Annotated in this window: 10 protein-coding genes; 3 read left to right on the plus strand and 7 right to left on the minus strand. The window is 41.0% G+C overall.

Annotated elements, in window-relative coordinates:
* Positions 1-4: 4 nt before the first annotated feature.
* From ACYRY3_RS44570 to ACYRY3_RS44580, 3 genes are all read left to right on the plus strand, one after another.
* Positions 5-2,089 carry a glycosyl hydrolase family 28-related protein gene (locus ACYRY3_RS44570; protein ID WP_460208259.1) on the plus strand — a complete coding sequence of 695 codons (2,085 nt, stop codon included), beginning with the start codon at positions 5-7 and terminating at the stop codon, positions 2,087-2,089.
* An 818-nt stretch (positions 2,090-2,907) separates the two neighbouring features.
* Positions 2,908-4,977 (plus strand): glycosyl hydrolase family 28-related protein, encoded by a 2,070-nt coding sequence (locus ACYRY3_RS44575; protein ID WP_460208260.1) that lies wholly within the window; start codon positions 2,908-2,910, stop codon positions 4,975-4,977.
* 814 nt (positions 4,978-5,791) lie between these two features.
* Complete coding sequence (locus ACYRY3_RS44580) at positions 5,792-7,846, plus strand: glycosyl hydrolase family 28-related protein (protein WP_460208261.1); 2,055 nt, start codon at positions 5,792-5,794, stop codon at positions 7,844-7,846.
* A 120-nt stretch (positions 7,847-7,966) separates the two neighbouring features.
* Here the strand turns inward: ACYRY3_RS44580 and ACYRY3_RS44585 are convergent, their stop codons facing one another.
* The 7 genes from ACYRY3_RS44585 to ACYRY3_RS44615 form a co-directional block, all read right to left on the minus strand.
* On the minus strand, positions 7,967-8,974 hold the full coding sequence (locus ACYRY3_RS44585; RefSeq protein WP_460208262.1) for a hypothetical protein: 1,008 nt from the start codon (positions 8,972-8,974) through the stop codon (positions 7,967-7,969).
* A 43-nt stretch (positions 8,975-9,017) separates the two neighbouring features.
* Positions 9,018-10,145: a UDP-galactopyranose mutase gene (gene glf / locus ACYRY3_RS44590; protein ID WP_460208263.1), complete on the minus strand. Its 1,128-nt coding sequence runs from the start codon at positions 10,143-10,145 to the stop codon at positions 9,018-9,020.
* A 136-nt stretch (positions 10,146-10,281) separates the two neighbouring features.
* Positions 10,282-12,312 carry an HAD family hydrolase gene (locus ACYRY3_RS44595; protein ID WP_460208264.1) on the minus strand — a complete coding sequence of 677 codons (2,031 nt, stop codon included), beginning with the start codon at positions 12,310-12,312 and terminating at the stop codon, positions 10,282-10,284.
* A 109-nt stretch (positions 12,313-12,421) separates the two neighbouring features.
* The gene (locus ACYRY3_RS44600; RefSeq protein WP_460208265.1) at positions 12,422-13,417 is read right to left on the minus strand and encodes a ribose-phosphate pyrophosphokinase; all 996 of its coding nucleotides are present in this window, start codon (positions 13,415-13,417) and stop codon (positions 12,422-12,424) included.
* A 47-nt stretch (positions 13,418-13,464) separates the two neighbouring features.
* Positions 13,465-14,730, minus strand: a complete 1,266-nt coding sequence (locus ACYRY3_RS44605; protein ID WP_460208266.1) for a glycosyltransferase — start codon at positions 14,728-14,730, stop codon at positions 13,465-13,467.
* Positions 14,731-15,180: 450 nt separating this feature from the next.
* Positions 15,181-16,272 (minus strand): glycosyltransferase, encoded by a 1,092-nt coding sequence (locus ACYRY3_RS44610; protein WP_460208267.1) that lies wholly within the window; start codon positions 16,270-16,272, stop codon positions 15,181-15,183.
* Positions 16,253-17,575 (minus strand): prenyltransferase/squalene oxidase repeat-containing protein, encoded by a 1,323-nt coding sequence (locus ACYRY3_RS44615; RefSeq protein ID WP_460208268.1) that lies wholly within the window; start codon positions 17,573-17,575, stop codon positions 16,253-16,255. Before ACYRY3_RS44615 ends, ACYRY3_RS44610 begins: the two co-directional genes overlap by 20 nt.
* Positions 17,576-17,641: the final 66 nt, after the last annotated feature.

A 17,641-nucleotide genomic window follows, 5' to 3' on the forward strand; every position in this document is an offset into this window, starting at 1 on the left:
AATTATGACCAAGTTTAATGGTAGTAAAAAATCTTTTCCCGTACTTTTCGTTCTTTGTGGGGTAATCGTATTTTCTCTTGTAGCAATTACAAAAGATACATTATTGGCTAACTTTCCCGTAACTCTACTGGGGATGTCTGAGAAGAAGCCTCTTACTCAGGGGCAGAAAAAATGTACCTTGCCCAAAATATCAACAGGAGATAAGCTTTTTCCCGAGCAAATAGTAGTTAATGTTAAGACTCGATATGGAGCTCGGGGTGATGGTGTTACAGACGATACTCAGGCAATCTTGAAGGCGATTCGGGAGAATGTGGGTACAAACAGAATTGTTTATCTCCCACAAGGGACTTATCTCGTGAGCGATCGCCTGGAGTGGCGTGACATAAATGGCAAGTGGCAATCACAGCTAAGGCTTCAAGGACAGAACCGTGCTACCACTATTATTCGGCTGAAGGATAATGCACCCGGTTATAACAACCCCAAAAAACCAAAAGCAGTGGTTCATACTGCATCTGGACTTTACGTGGAGCAGCCTTTGGGCGGCGGTAAAGACTATCCTGCTAAGGGAGAGGGGAATGAAGCGTTTGCTAACTACATTGAAGATATCACAATTGATACGGGTAAGAATCCTGGGGCGATCGCACTTGATTATTTAGCGAATAACACTGGCGCGGTTCGTAATGTCAGACTTAGGGGTCAAGGGCTGGTTGGGTTAGACATGACTCGAAAGTGGATTGGTCCTGCACTAGTTAAAAACCTGATTGTAGAAGGCTTTGACTATGGTGTTCGCATTGGAGAGCAAGTTAATGGTGTTACCCTTGAGCACATTAGTCTTTGCAATCAGAAAACCGTTGGTTTAGAGAATACGGGGAACGTAGTAGCAATCAGAAATTTGTCGAGCAACAACAGTGTTATAGCAGTACGCAACAGCAGTAGCACGAGCCTCATTAGCCTTCTTGATGCTAAGCTTTATGGTGGCAGTCCATTAGTAAGCGCGATCGATAACAATAATGGTCGCCTGTTTGCCCGTAATATCCGCTCATCTGGATATCGAGCAGCTATTATGCAAGATAAAAAGGTCGTGAAAGGAACTGTAGTCAAGCAGTATACCTCAAACTCGCCTTTTACTTTGCTTGCATCTTCTAAAACCCCTCCCAATCTCCCAGTCGAAGAACCCCCTAACTTTCATGATAATAATCCTGCTAATTGGGCAAATATAGAAGATTTTGGTGCCAGAGGAAAAGCAGCTGATGGAGGCGAAGATTGGGGCGATGATACAGAGGCAATTCAGAAAGCGATTGACTCAGGAAAGTCCACAATTTACATTCCTCCTGGTCGTTACTTGATTGGTGATACCCTCCGCGTTAGGAAAAACGTTCGTAAAATTATTGGCATGAATGCTACACTCTCTCCTGGTGGGAAGAACTTTGAAGATGCAAACAAGCCAAAACCGCTGATTCGTGTTGAGAATGGAGCCACAACTGATGTAACGATTGAACACCTGAATATCATTAACCTTATTCAACAAGCGCCCCCACAGGCTGGGCTTATTGGCTTTGAACATACTACCTCCCGAACATTGTTTTTAAAAGATGTCACTTGTTGTTCAGTACGACCCAATGACCAGAAGTATGTGTTTCGGAACACGCCAAAAGCCGGAAAACTCTTTATTGAGAATGTTGCTGCTGAAACTTGGCGATTTGAACATCCGCAACAGGTGTGGGCACGCCAGATGAACCCTGAAGGTAGTAGTAAGAAGATATTCAATAACGGTGGCAAGCTGTGGGTGCTGGGTTTGAAGACAGAAGGAGGTAACGTTAACACAGTGCTACATACAGCAGGAGGCGGTGTGAGCGAGTTATTTGGAGGATTGTTGTACGTGACTGGCAACATTCCACCAAATGAAGTGGCTTTTATCAATGACAATTCTCGGGTTGCACTCTCTTATGCCACGATTACCTATGGGGCTAAAGATTTTCAAATTCACATTAAAGAGACACGGCGAGGCAATAGTCGTCAACTGACTCGCGACCAACTGCTGTGGCATGGGAATGGTCGTTCAGTTCCTCTTTTTATTGGAGGAAAATAAAGGAAAGTTAAAAGATTTTGAGCATCGCGCTCTGCAATAGCAAATTTTTATTACAGGTGCTTGTCATTTACCAAAATACCACAATAGCTAGAAATTGCAGTCTCTTTACATTTCCTAAAGTAGCGGTTTCTAAGTACTTACTTAGTAGTTTTCCATAGAAAATTTTGTTGTTTTCTGTCATTTATTATGAAAGCAGAATTTTTTCATGAGAAAATCTACCGAATTGACGTTATTAACTTAATACAAAAGTGCTGAAAGAATTTAACAGCCCTATTTTGAACCAATGCTGTTCCGATCCGCACTATCTGCTTAAATCCAGTTTCCTCAAGAAATTGGGTTTTTTTGCATCCGGGCTCTTTCGGGCTCTTTAAAAAATGGCATTGTGTTTTGAACTAGTAAAAACTTAAAAAATACTCATTTTTTATTTTTGTAAAAATTAAAAAAAATCAGTAATTATTCGGTGTTTGATTTCTAACAAAAACAAAAAAATAGTACATAACCAACAGCGATTTGCTTTTCTCTTTATCTTGAGGTGCAGAAACAACTTTTCTAAAAGGAGCAAGTATTTAGCTTGCATATTTTAGTGTACTAAACATCGCACAGAAATCTTATTCATCCTTACATATATTTGTGGTATGAAGCTTTTTGGCCTATCTCACATAGGCTGAGCGTTAGCTTTATGGGATGGATATTTGGTTGAGAAAGTGCTTGTTTTGAAAGAAAAGTTTTAAGTACAGTAAAGCATCAATTTCCGCCTCCAGCTATAGGAAAGGCGAAGAAGTATCGCAATCAATTCCCTATTAAAAAACTAAGTGGCAATGACAAAGTTTAAACACGGCAAAATAGGTTTTTCTGGATTTTCCATTATTTGTGGTATGGCAGTCGTTTCTCCTGTCGTTACACAACCCACTCTGAATGCAAAAATCCCCTCTGTATTAAAGCCTTCTCAAGAAATAGCTCTTACAACAGCCGAAAATAGGTGTACTACTGCCAATACCTCGGAGGATAAGTTTTTTCCCGACAAGATGGTGATTAATGTTAAGACTCAATACGGAGCTAGGGGTGATGGTGCTACAGATGATACTCAGGCAATCAAGAGGGCAATTCAGGAAAACGTAGGTACAAATAGAGTTCTTTACTTTCCTCAAGGGACTTATATAGTGAGCGATCGCTTGGAGTGGCGGGACGTAAATGGCAAGTGGCAATCGCAATTGAGGCTCCAAGGACAGAACCGCGCCACCACTATTATTCGATTGAAGGATAATGCATCTGGCTACAGCGATCGCACCAGCCCGAAAGCAGTTGTCTATACGGCATCAGGGCTCTATGTAGAACAGCCTTACGGTGGCGGCAAAGACTACCCCGCTAAAGGAGAAGGGAACGAAGCATTTGCAAACTACATTGAAGATCTAACGATAGACACTGGTAATAACCCAGGAGCTATTGCACTTGATTATTTAGCAAATAACTATGGCGCTGTTCGTAACGTCACTCTTCGCGGTAAAGGAGTCGCGGGGATTGATATGACTCGAAAGTGGATCGGTCCTGCATTAGTGAAGAACGTCGTTATCGAAGGCTTTGACTATGGTGTTCGCATAGGGAGCGAGGTCAACGGTATGACTCTCGAACACATTAGTCTTTGCAATCAGAAAAGTGTAGGTCTAGAAAATACTGCAAACGTTGTAGCGATACGAGACCTTTGGAGTAACAACACTGTCCCGGCGGTACGCAATACCAACAGCACGAGCCTGATGACTCTTATTGATGGTACCTTTAATGGCGGCAGCGCCTCGGTAAGCGCTATTGAAAACAATAACCGTCTGTTTGCGCGAAACCTTCAATCATCTGGTTATCAATCGGCAATTATGCAAAATAACCAGGTAGTGGTAGGGAATACAGTTAAGGAATATACCTCGAACACCCCTTTTACGTTGTTTACATCTTCTCTAAACACTCCTAATCTTCCAGTTGAAGAGCCACCAAGCTTTCATGATAATAATATGTCCAACTGGGCTAACATTGAAGATTATGGTGCTAAAGGGAAAGCAGCGGATGGAGGCGACGAGTGGGGCGACGATACAGTTGCAATTCAAAAAGCCATTGACTCAGGAAAATCTACTATTTACATTCCGTCTGGTCGCTTCCTCCTCACCAATACCATACGAGTCAGGGGAAATGTTCGCCGCATTATTGCGATGGCTGGTGCTACACTCTCACCTGGCGGAACAACCTTTCAAGACGCAAACAATCCCAAACCTTTTATTCGGATTGAGGATGGAACCGCAACTGACGTAACAATTGAACGTATTAACATCCAAAACATTACTTCAAATCCCTCACCTGGATTGATTGGTTTTGAACATGCTACCTCCCGAACACTGTTTTTGAAGGATATGAGCTGCTGTTCTTGGAAACCGGGCGACCAAAAGTATGTATTTCGCAATACCTCAGGAGCTGGAAAGTTGTTTATTGAGAATGTCGCTGGTGAAACTTGGCGATTTGAAAATCCGCAACAAGTGTGGGCGCGTCAGCTGAATCCTGAAGGTAGTAATAAGAAGATTGTTAATAACGGTGGCAAACTCTGGGTGCTGGGTTTGAAAACGGAAGGAGGTAACATTAACACTGTATTGCATACTACAGGACGTGGTGTCAGCGAGTTGTTTGGAGCACTGTTGTACGTAACTGGAAATGTACCATCGACTCAAATTGCTTTTATCAATGACAATTCTCAGGTTGCCCTTTCTTATGCCACGATTAACTACGGATTTACTGATTTCCAGATTCACGTTCAAGAGACACAAGGGTCTGTGAGCCGTCAACTCACTCGCGATCAACTCCTGTTCCATGGAAACGGTCGTGCGGTACCGCTTTACATCGGAGGCTTGTAAACCTTTTTCACTCAAAATCAGCAATTGTTTTTGTAGGGTGGGCACTGCCCACCGTCATTGTCGTGGTATATACTGCTCACCCTACATTTGTGGTCTAATTATGGTTTAATTACTTAAGAACTGTCGTAATCTCTCTTAATTTTATTTTTTACACACTAAAAAACCAGCAATTGTTTTTGTAAGGTGGGCACTGCCCACCATCATTGTCGTGGTATATACTGCTCACCTTACATTTGTGGTCTAATTATGGTTTAATTACTTAAAAATTGCCGTAATCTCTCTTAATTTTATTTTTTACACACTAAAAAACCAGCAATTGTTTTTGTAGGGTGGGCACTTCCCACCGTCATGGTCGTAGTAGATACTGCCTTCCTTACACCTGTGGTTTAATTACTTGAAAATTGCCGGAATATGTCTTAATTTTATTTTTTACACACTAAAAAATCAGCAATTTTAGTTAGTTTCCTTTTTGACAAAATTTTAAAAATAGTAGATAGTTAATAAAAATATGCTTTAATCTACCTTGTGGTGCAAACTGACTCTTTCATAAAGAGTAAATCATCAAGCTGAATATTTTGGTGGACTCCGGAGCAGACAGAAATACTCTGAGCCATCTTCAAGTGATTGGAAATGTGAAGCCTTCGATTCTATTTTAAATAGGCTCACTAGTTCAATGTCAGCGTACTTACCTGAGCTATTGCTTCCAAGATATCAATAGCTTTAAATAGTGGTGATGCAAACCTCCTCGCCGCTATTTAATATCAAAAGACGAGTGACTATCAAAATAAGTTCCCTATTAAGCTAGAGGGTAGTAATGACAAAGTTTAAGCATAGCAAAACAGCTTTCTCTGGACTTTCCATTGTTTGTGGGATAGCATTACTTTCTCCCGTAGTTACAAAACCAACACTAATTGCAAGCATCCCTTCTCTGTTGGGAAATTCTCAGCAAATAGCTTTTGACTCTGGAGAGGATAGATGTGTCACCGCCAATACCTCAGAGGAAAAGCTTTTTCCCGACAATATGGTGATTAACGTCAAGACTCAATATGGAGCTAAGGGTGATGGTACTACAGATGATACTCAGGCAATCAACAAAGCAATTCGGGAGAATGTGGGTACAAACAAAGTTCTCTATTTTCCTCAAGGAACTTATATAGTGAGCGATCGCCTCGCATGGTGGCACCAGAGCGGCAAGTGGGAATCACAACTGAGGCTCCAAGGACAGAATCGCGCTACCACGATTATTCGATTGAAGGATAATGCACCTGGATACAGCGATCGCAATAAACCGAAAGCAGTTGTATACACTGCATCAGGGCTCTATGTGGAACAGCCTTACGGTGGCGGCAAAGACCATCCCGGTAAGGGAGAAGGGAATGAAGCATTTGCAAACTATATTGAAGACTTAACAATAGACACCGGTAATAACCCTGGAGCTATTGCAATTGATTATTTAGCAAACAACACTGGTGCTGTTCGCAATGTCACACTTCGCGGTCAAGGAGTTGTGGGGCTAGATATGACTCGTAGCTGGTTTGGTCCGGGTTTGATTAAAAACCTCGTAGTTCAAGGTTTTGATACTGGAATTCGGATTGGGAATGAAGTTAACGGAGCCACTCTCGAGCACATTACGCTTTGTAACCAAACAACTGTTGGTCTGGAAAACTTAGGGAATATTGTTGCCATACGAAACCTCTGGAGCAATAACAGTGAATCAAACGCCCCAGCAGTAAGCAATAGTGGCCCAGGCTTGATGAACATTATTGACGGGGAGTTCAATGGTGTTGCTACCTCAACAAGCGCTATTGAAAACAATAGCCGTTTATATGCCAAAAATATCAAATCATCTGGTTATCAGTCGGCAATTAAGCAAAATAACAGCGCCGTGGCTGGTACTACAGTCAATGAGTTTACCTCTAGCCCTCCTGCGACTTTATTTACGTCTATTGCAAATCCCTCTCTTCCTGTTGAAGAGCCGCCGAACTTTCATGATAACGATCTCTCCCAGTGGGCAAATATTGAAGATTTTGGTGCAAAGGGAAATGATTGGGGGGATGATACGGCTGCAATCCAGCAAGCGATCGACTCAGGAAAAACCACTGTTTACATTCCATCGGGTCGCTTTTATGTAACTAATACTCTACGAGTCAGGGGAAATGTTCGCCGGATTATTGCGATGGGTGATGCTGTGCTCTCTCCTGGTGGAACTACTTTTCGGAATGCCAACAATCCCTTACCATTCTTTAGGATTGAAGATGGAGCCGCACCTGATGTGACAATTGAACGTCTCACCATCAAAAATATTACTCCAGATGCCTCACCTGGATTGATTGGATTTGAGCATGCTACCTCTCGAACATTGTTTTTGAAAGATATGGGCTGCTGCTCGTGGAGATCCAACGACCAAAAGTATGTATTCCGCAATACATTAGGAGCCGGAAAGCTGTTTATTGAGAATGTTGCTGGTGAAACTTGGCAGTTTGAACACCCTCAAGACGTATGGGCACGTCAGCTTAATCCTGAAGGTAGTAACGACAAGATTTTTAATAATGGTGGTAAGCTGTGGGTGCTGGGTTTGAAGACGGAAGGAGGTAACGTTAACACTGTACTGCATACGGCAGCTGGTGGTGTTAGCGAGTTGTTTGGAGCATTATTGTATGTGACTGGAAATATACCGTCACATGAGATTGCTTTTATTAATGACAATTCTCGGGTTGCCCTTTCTTATGCCACAATTACCTATGGACCTAATGATTTCCAGATTCATATTCAAGAAAAACAAGGAACTCAGACCAATGAACTGACTCGCGACGACATTACCCCGAATGGCCATGCTCGTACAGTACCTCTCTATATAGGAGGGCAGTAAAATCGCCCGCACTCTGGAAGGGCTTTAATGAAAACTTGTAGCTAAGAGTAGTAGGATGGGTATATTGCCCATCCTACTACTAACCGTAACATATCTAGACCTATGTTGAATAGCTACCTCCTATAAGCTAGTCAACTCACACTCTTTTTCACTTTTTTTAATGGAAAGTTGTGGGTATATTTCTTGCAAGTAGTCTTTCATTGTAGACGCTTGAGGTCCAAAAGAGAAATGCCCAGCAAATAGGTTATGAATGACTACCATGACTCTGGACATTTCTATACAATCCTTACAAAGGTATTCTTCATCCATACCAAGCCCACCTTCTACCAGTGGAGTTCTAAAACCACCTATTTTCTCCCAAAACTCTCTTTCAAAAAGAATGGCTCCAATACTGAAGCGATGGGGTGAGGTAGAATATTTGAAAGGTTGAGCGGCTATATATTGAGCCACTTGATCGAATGGTAAGCTTTTTTTCCAAAGCCACTTGGCTGCTTCTCCATCGTTAAAAGCCTTGATTTCATTAACTGCGTGCTTGAGCTCGCCAAATTTAGCTCGGTACTCGTCATCAGCATGAATAGTTTTCAAAAAACTAATGTAAGAGTAGCCGTTAACGTTAAGTAAGGGAGAACAGAAACCGGGGTCATATAACCCCTCATTCTTGACAGATATATACCCCTCCAAAAGCTTCTCAAAAAAGTTTTCAGAGATAAAAATATCCTCGTCTAGTTTGTAGATCCATTTAGCTTTTGGATACTTTGCGATCGCCAAATTTTGAACGAGTGGAACCTTATTAAGTTTTGTGTACAAGTAAGACCAACCATAAGCCTCTGCTATTTCAGCTAATTGTTCAGAATACAGCCCAGAGGAAAGAACACAAACATCCATATCCGGCGGGGCAAATTCAGCAATTCTTGTAAGAGTCAGGGGCCACAAAAAACTTTTATAACCAGCTAGTATAAGCAGCAGGCGATCCGAACCTTGGCTTCTATTAATAAATTTGTGAGACCCAGTAAAATTTAGCCAACGAACACACCTCCTATTCACCTTTCTACCTAGACCAGTGACTAAGCAGAGTGGCCAATCACGACGCTTGAGAATTCTCTTTAAGTTCGCAAAGTTATCTGCCACATTTTCCTCCAACTATGTTACTACCTCAGATATTATTTGTCTTTCATTGAGGTTTCGCTATCTCTTTTTCAAACAGACCAAGTGCTCGCACCACTGCTTGATCCATGTCGTAGTACTTGTAATCTCCAAGTCGTCCTGCAAACAAGACTGTACCGTTGAGCTTCTCTACCTCTTTAAAGTAAAGTTCCAGACGCTCGCGATTCTCTTCACGCGGAATGGGATAGTAGGGGTCATTTTTTCCTGGAACATAAGCTTGAGGATATTCCATCACTAAAGTAGTTTTGGGTGAGGTTTGACCTGACAAATACTTCTGTTCGGTGATGCGAGTAATGTCATAGTCGTTTGGGTAGTTAACTGTTCCAACCTCTTGGTACCACTCTTGGTCTAAAGTCTCAAATTGAAAACGTAGGCTCCGATAAGGTAGTTCGCCATACATATAATCGAAGAAAGAGTCAATCGGTCCGGTGCAAATTATCCTGTTGAACTGAACGTCATTCATAATCTCGCGATAATCTGTATTTAAAAGCACTTTAATATTGGGATGAGCCAGCATTTTACGGAACATCTCTGTGTAGCCAAGCTTGGGCATAGCTTGATAGGGATCTTGGAAGTAACGGTTATCCCGACTGATATAGACTGGAACGCGTCCTGTGACTCCTTTGTCCAGTTCTTCTGGTTTCAACTCCCACTGCTTGGTGGTGTAGCGCAAGAAGACGTTTTCATAGATGTAGTTAGCTAAAAACTCTAAATCCCCACTGACGCTTTCACGTAGTTTCAGAATAGGCACCTTAACCCCAAAACCAAAATTTTCTAGAAGCAAATTCTCAAGCTTTTCTGCATATTTTGGAGGAAAAAGAGCATAGAGAGAATTGAGATTAAAAGGGATAGGAACTTTTTTCCCCTCTAACACTCCTAACACATGGTGATAGTAGTGTCTCCACTCAGTAAACTGGGAGAGATAATCCCAAACTTTTTTAGATTTAGTGTGAAAAATATGTGGACCATATTTGTGAACTAAAATTCCATACTCATTGTAGTAATCATAGGCATTGCCACCAATATGATCGCGTTTTTCTACAATTAACACTCTTTGACCAAGCTCATTAGCAACTCGTTCAGCTATTACGCAGGCTGAATATCCAGCACCTATAATTAACCAGTCAAATTTCATTTAATTTCTCCTTGCATAGGGCTAAATTGAGCTTTGCCAATTCTAAACTTAACTGAATCGTTTGAGTTTGGAATTAAAATTTTGAGGTTCTTCCGGCAGTCATTTTACAATGTGATACCAATATTACAATCTAAATTTAAGTTGTTCTAACAGTTTTGAATAAAAAAATGCGTTTAAATTTGTTTACAGCTTTTCTCATTATATGCTTCATATTGAGCTTCCTTAGTGCTAAAACTCTCCTTAAAATGATATTAGCTCTAGCAAGTGAGGCTGGATGCCAAACATCTCCGTGCGGATGTTTATTATGAAGCAGTAGTCTCCACCAATCGGCTAAAGTGTAAATGGGCGCTAGTTGATGAAAGGCATTTTCAGTTTGATCTCCAGACATGACAAAGGAACCAAATACTTCAGCTTCCTGATGGGAAGGATTTCGGGTAAGTTCTTTTGCCAAAATTTCAGATGCTTCTAGGAAAAGTTCAGTTTTACATTCCTGCGTACTCAGGATAGTCGTGATTTGCTCTGCAAATTCAACAGCAGCAGTTTGCAGGACATATAACCCCCAGTTGATTGCATGTTCGTTTTTTGGGTAACGAAGTACGGGAATATATCGCTCGCCACATAGTTTGTAATTCATAGTACTGCCATGATCTGCTGCAACAAAAAGCTCGAACAAGCATCTGTACTTGCAAATCAGACGGCGATCGTATGAACTTTCTAAATCATTATAAAAATAAGCTAGTGAACGATCTTTTTGAAATGGCTTAACCTGATTCTCAAGGGCAAAGTAAAATCCACAGATGCCAGATTCTGGATACAAACCAGCTATGTTTAGTAATTTACTAAAAGAGCGTTGTATGTTTCCACTCCAGCCGACATCGACAAAACCAAAAGGAACTCCATCGTCTAGCCCTTCTTGGCGAAAGTAGCCGATTACCTTTTCACGATAGGTCGCTGCAGTTGAGATGATAAGTTCAGTAATGCCCTTCTCGGTGAAAACCTGCCTCAGTAATTTACGTTCGTGCAACTGAAGATTAACATCCCATTTTGCTTCTGGAAAATTATATCGACTTAGGATATCTTTAATCTGTTCAGGCGTTATGTTTACTCGTTCGCAAATGGAACGAATTGATAAAAACCGAACGTCAGCATCGGAGTGAGCCAAAATCCACTCCAGCTGCTCTTTGCCAATATCTTGAAGGGCAGGCTGGTGCCATGCTTGGCGAGAACCATATAAGTAACGACAGTCTATTTTAAATCCCCAACTTTTGCAGATAACTTGAGCAACTTTTTGCAATATTTGTCCATCTCTGGCGACAAAATACAGTCTTTGAATACCTCTTTTTTGTGCTTCTAGGAGGCACCAATGAACAAAACCGAACAAAAGCGGAGCAACTACACTTGCTGTTGTGTTCCAGATAACTTGCTTATCAAAGCTGGTTTCTTGAGACTGCAAACGAGTTAGCCTGCTAGCACCAGCTAATAAGGATCTAAACTTTAAGGGCAGATGATTTGCTTCTGCTATTTTTTCCTCGTAGCGATTGAGATGGGTCTGAGTAAAAGCTTCACATGGAATACCAAGTTTTTTTGAAACTTTTACATCTGAGTGTAGGTTATCTCCAAGATGATACAACTGAGATGGTTGTAGCGATTCTTGTGACAAACAGTGTTTAAATAATTTCCCGGAACCTTTATTAATTCTTACCTCAGATGAGACGTACAATTTACTACCTGGTGTCCAGACTTTGTTTTCTTTCAAAAAGTTCCGAATAACCTCTTCAGGTAAATACATATCTGAGATATAGATTATTCGTTTATTTTCTTCATACAGTGATTGAATTCTCTTTTGAGTTGCTGGAACTGGCCGTAAACTCTGAAGCTCAATTTCTATTTCCTTTTGCAACGCTTTTTCAGATTCATCTTTTGTCCAGTTTAAGGAAAGAGCGAGTTGGTTATATATTTCTTCTAATGTAACTTCAAAATATCGCCCTGTTTCTCTCGCAGTTCTCTCAGCCTCCATTCTGATTTCAGACCAGGATTCAGGTAACATCTGAATTAAATTTTCTTTTTGTAGTTGATTTCCTAATTCCCAGAAGAGGTGGGTCGGTTTAGCCCAAATTCTAACTATGGAGGTGTCAAATACGTCAAATGAGTGAACTATCTTTTTCATCCGCTCTTCACCTATATTCTAAGGATGTTCAACAAGCAAACCAAACAAATGAAGCTAAGTAACGTTATTCAACTTAAAGCAGCCAAATGACTTATTCACCGTGTATTATTTAGTTGTGAAACATACTGCTAACAGAACTGTCTTTGTGGATGCGGAAAATTGTCTCACCTATTAGATTGGCAACCGATAATACTGTCAATTGGGGAAAGCGCTTCTCATCTTTCAGGGGAATGGTGTTTGTAACTATGACTTCCTTAAGGTAACCGTTTGATAGGCGTTCAATAGCAGGTGGTGAAAAAACTGCGTGGGTTGCACAAGCATAAACTTGGCGTGCTCCTTGCTTGCAAAGCAGTTTTGCTGCTTCGGTAATGGTACCTGCCGTGTCTATCATGTCGTCCACAAGGACAGCTGTTTTACCTTGCACATCTCCGATGACATTCATGACTTCAGCAACATTGTGTGCTTGGCGACGTTTATCAACAATCGCAAGCGGTGCATCATTGAGTTTCTTTGCAAATGCTCTTGCTCTTGCTACTCCACCTACATCAGGGGAAACGACGACCAGATCGCAAAGTTGCCTGCTTTGCAGGTAATTTAGCAAGACGGGGGAGCCATAGACATGATCTAATGGAATGTCGAAAAAGCCTTGAACTTGAGCTGAGTGCAGATCCATTGCCACAACGCGATCGGCACCCGCTTTGGTAATTAAATTTGCTATGAGTTTAGCTGCGATGGATTCCCGTCCTGCTGTCTTGCGATCTGCTCTAGCATAACTATAATAAGGCAACACTGCCGTGATTTGCCTTGCTGAGGCGCGACGGCAGGCATCAATCATAATCATCAATTCCATGAGGTGATCGTTAGCTGGACCACAGGTAGGTTGAATTAAATAAACGTCGCAACCTCGGATTGATTCCAGAATTTGGATATAAATCTCTCCATCGGCAAACCGCTTAGAAACTGTAGGAGTCAGTTCAATGCCAAGATATTGAGCAATTTCTTGAGAAAGTGGGACATTGGCTGAGCCAGATATCAGGCAAAGACGATTGTTCTCAGACGCGACTGAAGTAGCAGTTGAAAGTGTTAGAGTTGGAGTGAAAACCATAATTATGCCTCCAATGTGTTTTCTTTAGGGCAACGTCTGTGTCTGAATTATTTGTTTATTGCAACTTCAGTTGCTACAACAGACTGTAAGGGACTTTTCGATAATGAATGCTCAAAATTTTGATAGAGTTGCAAATGCCTTTTAACAAATGCAGCCTTTGAAAAATTATTTTCAACATCCCTTCTTGCCGTTTGACCCATTACTTCCAAATCAGCAGACAGCAATGCTTGGCGTAAGGCTTGATTCAGTGCTTGCTGATTGGTAGGCTCAACGAGAATGCCATTGCGTCCAGTCTGTATCATTTCCGGAACACCCCCTGTGGAAAAACCAACAACTGGAGTGGATGCAGCCATTGCTTCGAGAACAGTGAGCGGCAGGTTATCAGCAAGAGTACAGAAAAGCACAACATCAGTAGCAGAGTAGACTTGAGCTAAAAAGTTAGGATCTGAAATATAACCCATCTCTTTAAACTCAAGTCCTTCTAATGCCTGCCTTAATTCATCGTTGCACATTCCTATAGCTATAACAAATGGAGACAAATCTCGCACACTTTGAAGGGCTGCAATTGCGTACTTTATGCCCTTACGAGGATCGTTAAGCACGTGTGCTGAAATAGCGATTATTTTGCGGTTCTCTGGAATACCCAAACTAATTTTTACACTTGCTTTACTTACATAAGAAAAAGGCTTCAGTTCGAGGCCATAGGGAATGACAACAGGTGTAATTTTGAACTTTAAAGCTTTTTGAGCTTCTTGAAGCATCCACTGGCTTGGAAATACATAACCAATGTTAAATTGTTTTGCAACCCATCTTTTGATTACCTGAACCTGTGTTGTGCGATCGGGGGTATCAGCAAGTAACTGGGGACAGTTATGACAATGGCTAGTAAACTTTTGACACTCCATTGGATACAGACAACCACCAGTGAATGCAGAACAGTCATGTATTGTGAAAAAAGTGGGTTTACGTCGAGAAGTTAGAGCTAGAGTCAAGGGAGATATGGCAGTATAAAGATCGTGAAAATGGACAATATCGTAATTAATGAGAAATCTGCTGAAGTTAAGCCAGTATTCAACAGGCAACAACTCAGGAAAACCATAGTATTTAGTCTTCCTGTGAACCTTGTGACATAGTATTGCCCTCCGACCTTCTCCATAAAGATTTTTCTGGAATGAAAAAGGCTCTTTAAAGTTAAAAGCGACAAAATGATCTGTTGGATGCCCTGCATCATTTAACCAGGTAGCGAGATCCTCTGCAACTCTACTTGCCCCACCGCCATTTCTATCAGCCTTGCTTACAATAGCTATCTTCATTGTTCTGATTGTTACATTTACCAATAAATTAAGTAAACTTGGACTTGGTAGTACTTCTAAGATCTTTGATACTTTGCTCAACCTTAAGACAAGGTTGTTCAAGGACAATCCTCATAGGTTTTGATGAACCAATTGCTGCCGTACACTCGCGTGATAATAACACTCATTGTGCTTAACCTATTAGGGATTGTAGGACTGAGGGCGATAGGTAGCCGAATGGGTTCCGTGTTCCTACTAGATTCTTCGGTTACTCTCAGAAGAATCAGAATTAATTGCAAGAGATTCCATGTAGTTTTTGTAAAGTTTTTGTAAAGTCTGCTAGTACAGATGAATACCAAGGATTGACTTATAAGTTCAAGAAAGTTCTCTATAGGGGAATTGTAGCCCTTTACCCATAGTAGTACTGACTCAAGTTTTTATGTATTACGGTTTACACAGCTTCATCGTATTTTATGTATTGAATTTAATATTTTCTTTAAAGAAGAACCGAACAAATGTACGTGATAGTAAGTTTTTAATACCACGATACACGTATTTTAATACTCCTAAAGGATACCAGTGCAGAGCATAGAAAAAGACGAATATTTTTGCCAATAATTGATTGTTGAGGAAGGGCAACCAGGTTATGAACTGGTTACCAATGATGATGCGTAACTGATAGGAGATTTCACGCCCGAAAACATTTTTTTGAAGAGATGCATGAAATATTTCCTTGGTTATGTTATGTATAATTTTAGCTTTCTGTCTCGTTTGAAAAGACAGTATATCCCAATTCTTCATCCAAAATTTGTTTAAATATTTTGCTTCTTCTATGGTAATTTCTCGCTCAATAAGTTGACCAATATTATGTTTTACCTGAGTTAAAAGATAAACTTCTTGCTCTGAAGCTTTTGCGAAACTAATACTTTTCTTATGGCGACGCTGTTTTAGCAAAACCTCAGGTAATATGTAAATTTGTGAAACTTTAATTATACGACACCACAGTTCATAGTCTTGGCTATAGCGATAGCGCTCACAGTAGCCGTTCAAGTTTATGACTAGCTCTCGCCTAAAAATAACTTGGCTATGTCCTGCCACTCGATTATAAAAAAGTAAGTACCAACCTACTAACTCAGGAGAGCATACATTTTGATCTTTTCCTATAAGGTAACCTTCAAAATCTACATACTCAATGTCGCAAGATACTAGGGCTATGTTTGGATACCTATCGAGTAGAGATACTTGTTTAGCCAGTCGTTCTGGCAAGGATACATCATCTGCGTCCTGTCTGGCGATATACTCGGCTTTGACTATTTTTAGCCCCTTATTAAGGGATTTTGTTAAACCAAGATTTTCTTGATTCTGAATTAAGATAATACGTGCATCTTTTTTAGCGTATTCAGCGAGAATCTCCCATGTATTATCAGTGGAAGCATCATTAATAATGACAAATTCAAAATCAGTAAATGTTTGGTTTAGGATCGATTCTACTGATTCTCTTAGGTAACGAGAGCCATTGTAGACTGACATTAAAACGCTGATTTTAGGAATTTGTTTGTTCATGCCTTCTATACACTTGGGTGTGTTTATCCTTAAGTGCTGTATTACTTACGCTGCGTTGTATGGCTGATGGATCGTGATATCCAAGAAATGGTAAACGTCTAAAAGTGAATGTTTCAGCCGATGTAGAGTACAGCCATTGGCTTTGTGAAGCTAAACGTAACCCTAGAAGTCGAAACCAGGTTGAGAAGGCATTACTCTGCGCCATATCACAAGACAGCAACTGCCAGCAGACATTATATGTTCCACCTACCGGAATACAAGTAGGTGAAGTAATAAAGAGCGGTATTAACTTTGATAAACCTAACTTCCGTAAAAGTTTAGCGTTGCGTCCTTTGCGTGGGTCGTAAATCCACTGCTTACAATGAGCAAAGCCTCCATCAACCAGATTGTATAGCCCTAGCAAAGCGTAGTAGGCTCTCGTCATAGCTTGCTGTATTTCTTCAGCACGATAATCTGTAACAAGGGATGCCTTTGCTAGTAAATCCAGGGCATCATAGTCCAAGCAAGTGTGCCCAATTCCATCACCACTGAATAGCCCATCTGGTTCCTGCAACTTCAAACAAGAGTCAATAATTTGCTCTATATAAAGTAATGGACGGCGAAGATAGCTATAGTAGAAAGTAAAGTGGAACGTTGCTGCCATTGCATTTGTCAGCGACACTTCATAAGATCCTTGCCATAAACCTGTCTCTGGGCTTTGATGGTCATCAAGCCAGTCTAAAGCAACGTTCACTAAGTCTAGAAGTTCTGGCTTGTGATGTCGTTCTGCATCATGGCATAACTGACTGAGGGCAAACATTACTCGGTTGGAATCCAACCAGGGATTTTTCCAGAGGTATAACTCAAAATATCTAATTAAGCCATCAGCTGTGTGCCATCCATCTGCCCACACTCGAGGTGGTGCAGGTGGTGCCGACAAAGCATCAAGTGCCTGCTGGCATATCGTAGTTGTTTCTTGTTGAAAGTAGGTTAAGTCGTGTTCTGGGCTAAGAATGTCTTTTACACGGAACAGTGGATCGCGAAACGAACCATCTGGCTGTACATTAGCCATGAAGAACTCAATAATAGCAGTTCTCTGAGCATTCCTCAGTTGGGAAAGCCCCCCAGTAAACTCCAATCCCAAAACACAATATGCCGTTGCCATGAGGGTTACTGGTTGATGGGGCGCAAAACGAAAGCCCCCTGTTCTTTCATCCCACAGGCTTAACCAATATGAGTTAGCAGTACTTTTAAGATTGGCTAAGTTGTGTAAACCGGGTTTATTTGTTTCATAGCCTTTTTCCATTTGGAATGTTACAGTCATAAAACTCCTTAATGTTCTTAAACTTTAGTTAGAAACTGATTTATTTTGTGCCAACTTTGAGAGTAA

Source organism: Scytonema sp. NUACC21, assembly GCF_054684315.1.

Excerpts from the sequence above, each read along its gene's own strand:
- ACYRY3_RS44575 (WP_460208260.1), top strand. The coding sequence starts at position 2,908 with ATGACAAAGTTTAAACACGGCAAAATAGGTTTTTCTGGATTTTCCATT.
- ACYRY3_RS44580 (WP_460208261.1), top strand. The coding sequence starts at position 5,792 with ATGACAAAGTTTAAGCATAGCAAAACAGCTTTCTCTGGACTTTCCATT.
- ACYRY3_RS44605 (WP_460208266.1), bottom strand. The coding sequence starts at position 14,730 with ATGAAGATAGCTATTGTAAGCAAGGCTGATAGAAATGGCGGTGGGGCA.
- ACYRY3_RS44600 (WP_460208265.1), bottom strand. The coding sequence starts at position 13,417 with ATGGTTTTCACTCCAACTCTAACACTTTCAACTGCTACTTCAGTCGCG.
- ACYRY3_RS44610 (WP_460208267.1), bottom strand. The coding sequence starts at position 16,272 with ATGAACAAACAAATTCCTAAAATCAGCGTTTTAATGTCAGTCTACAAT.
- ACYRY3_RS44595 (WP_460208264.1), bottom strand. The coding sequence starts at position 12,312 with ATGAAAAAGATAGTTCACTCATTTGACGTATTTGACACCTCCATAGTT.
- glf (WP_460208263.1), bottom strand. The coding sequence starts at position 10,145 with ATGAAATTTGACTGGTTAATTATAGGTGCTGGATATTCAGCCTGCGTA.
- ACYRY3_RS44570 (WP_460208259.1), top strand. The coding sequence starts at position 5 with ATGACCAAGTTTAATGGTAGTAAAAAATCTTTTCCCGTACTTTTCGTT.
- ACYRY3_RS44615 (WP_460208268.1), bottom strand. The coding sequence starts at position 17,575 with ATGACTGTAACATTCCAAATGGAAAAAGGCTATGAAACAAATAAACCC.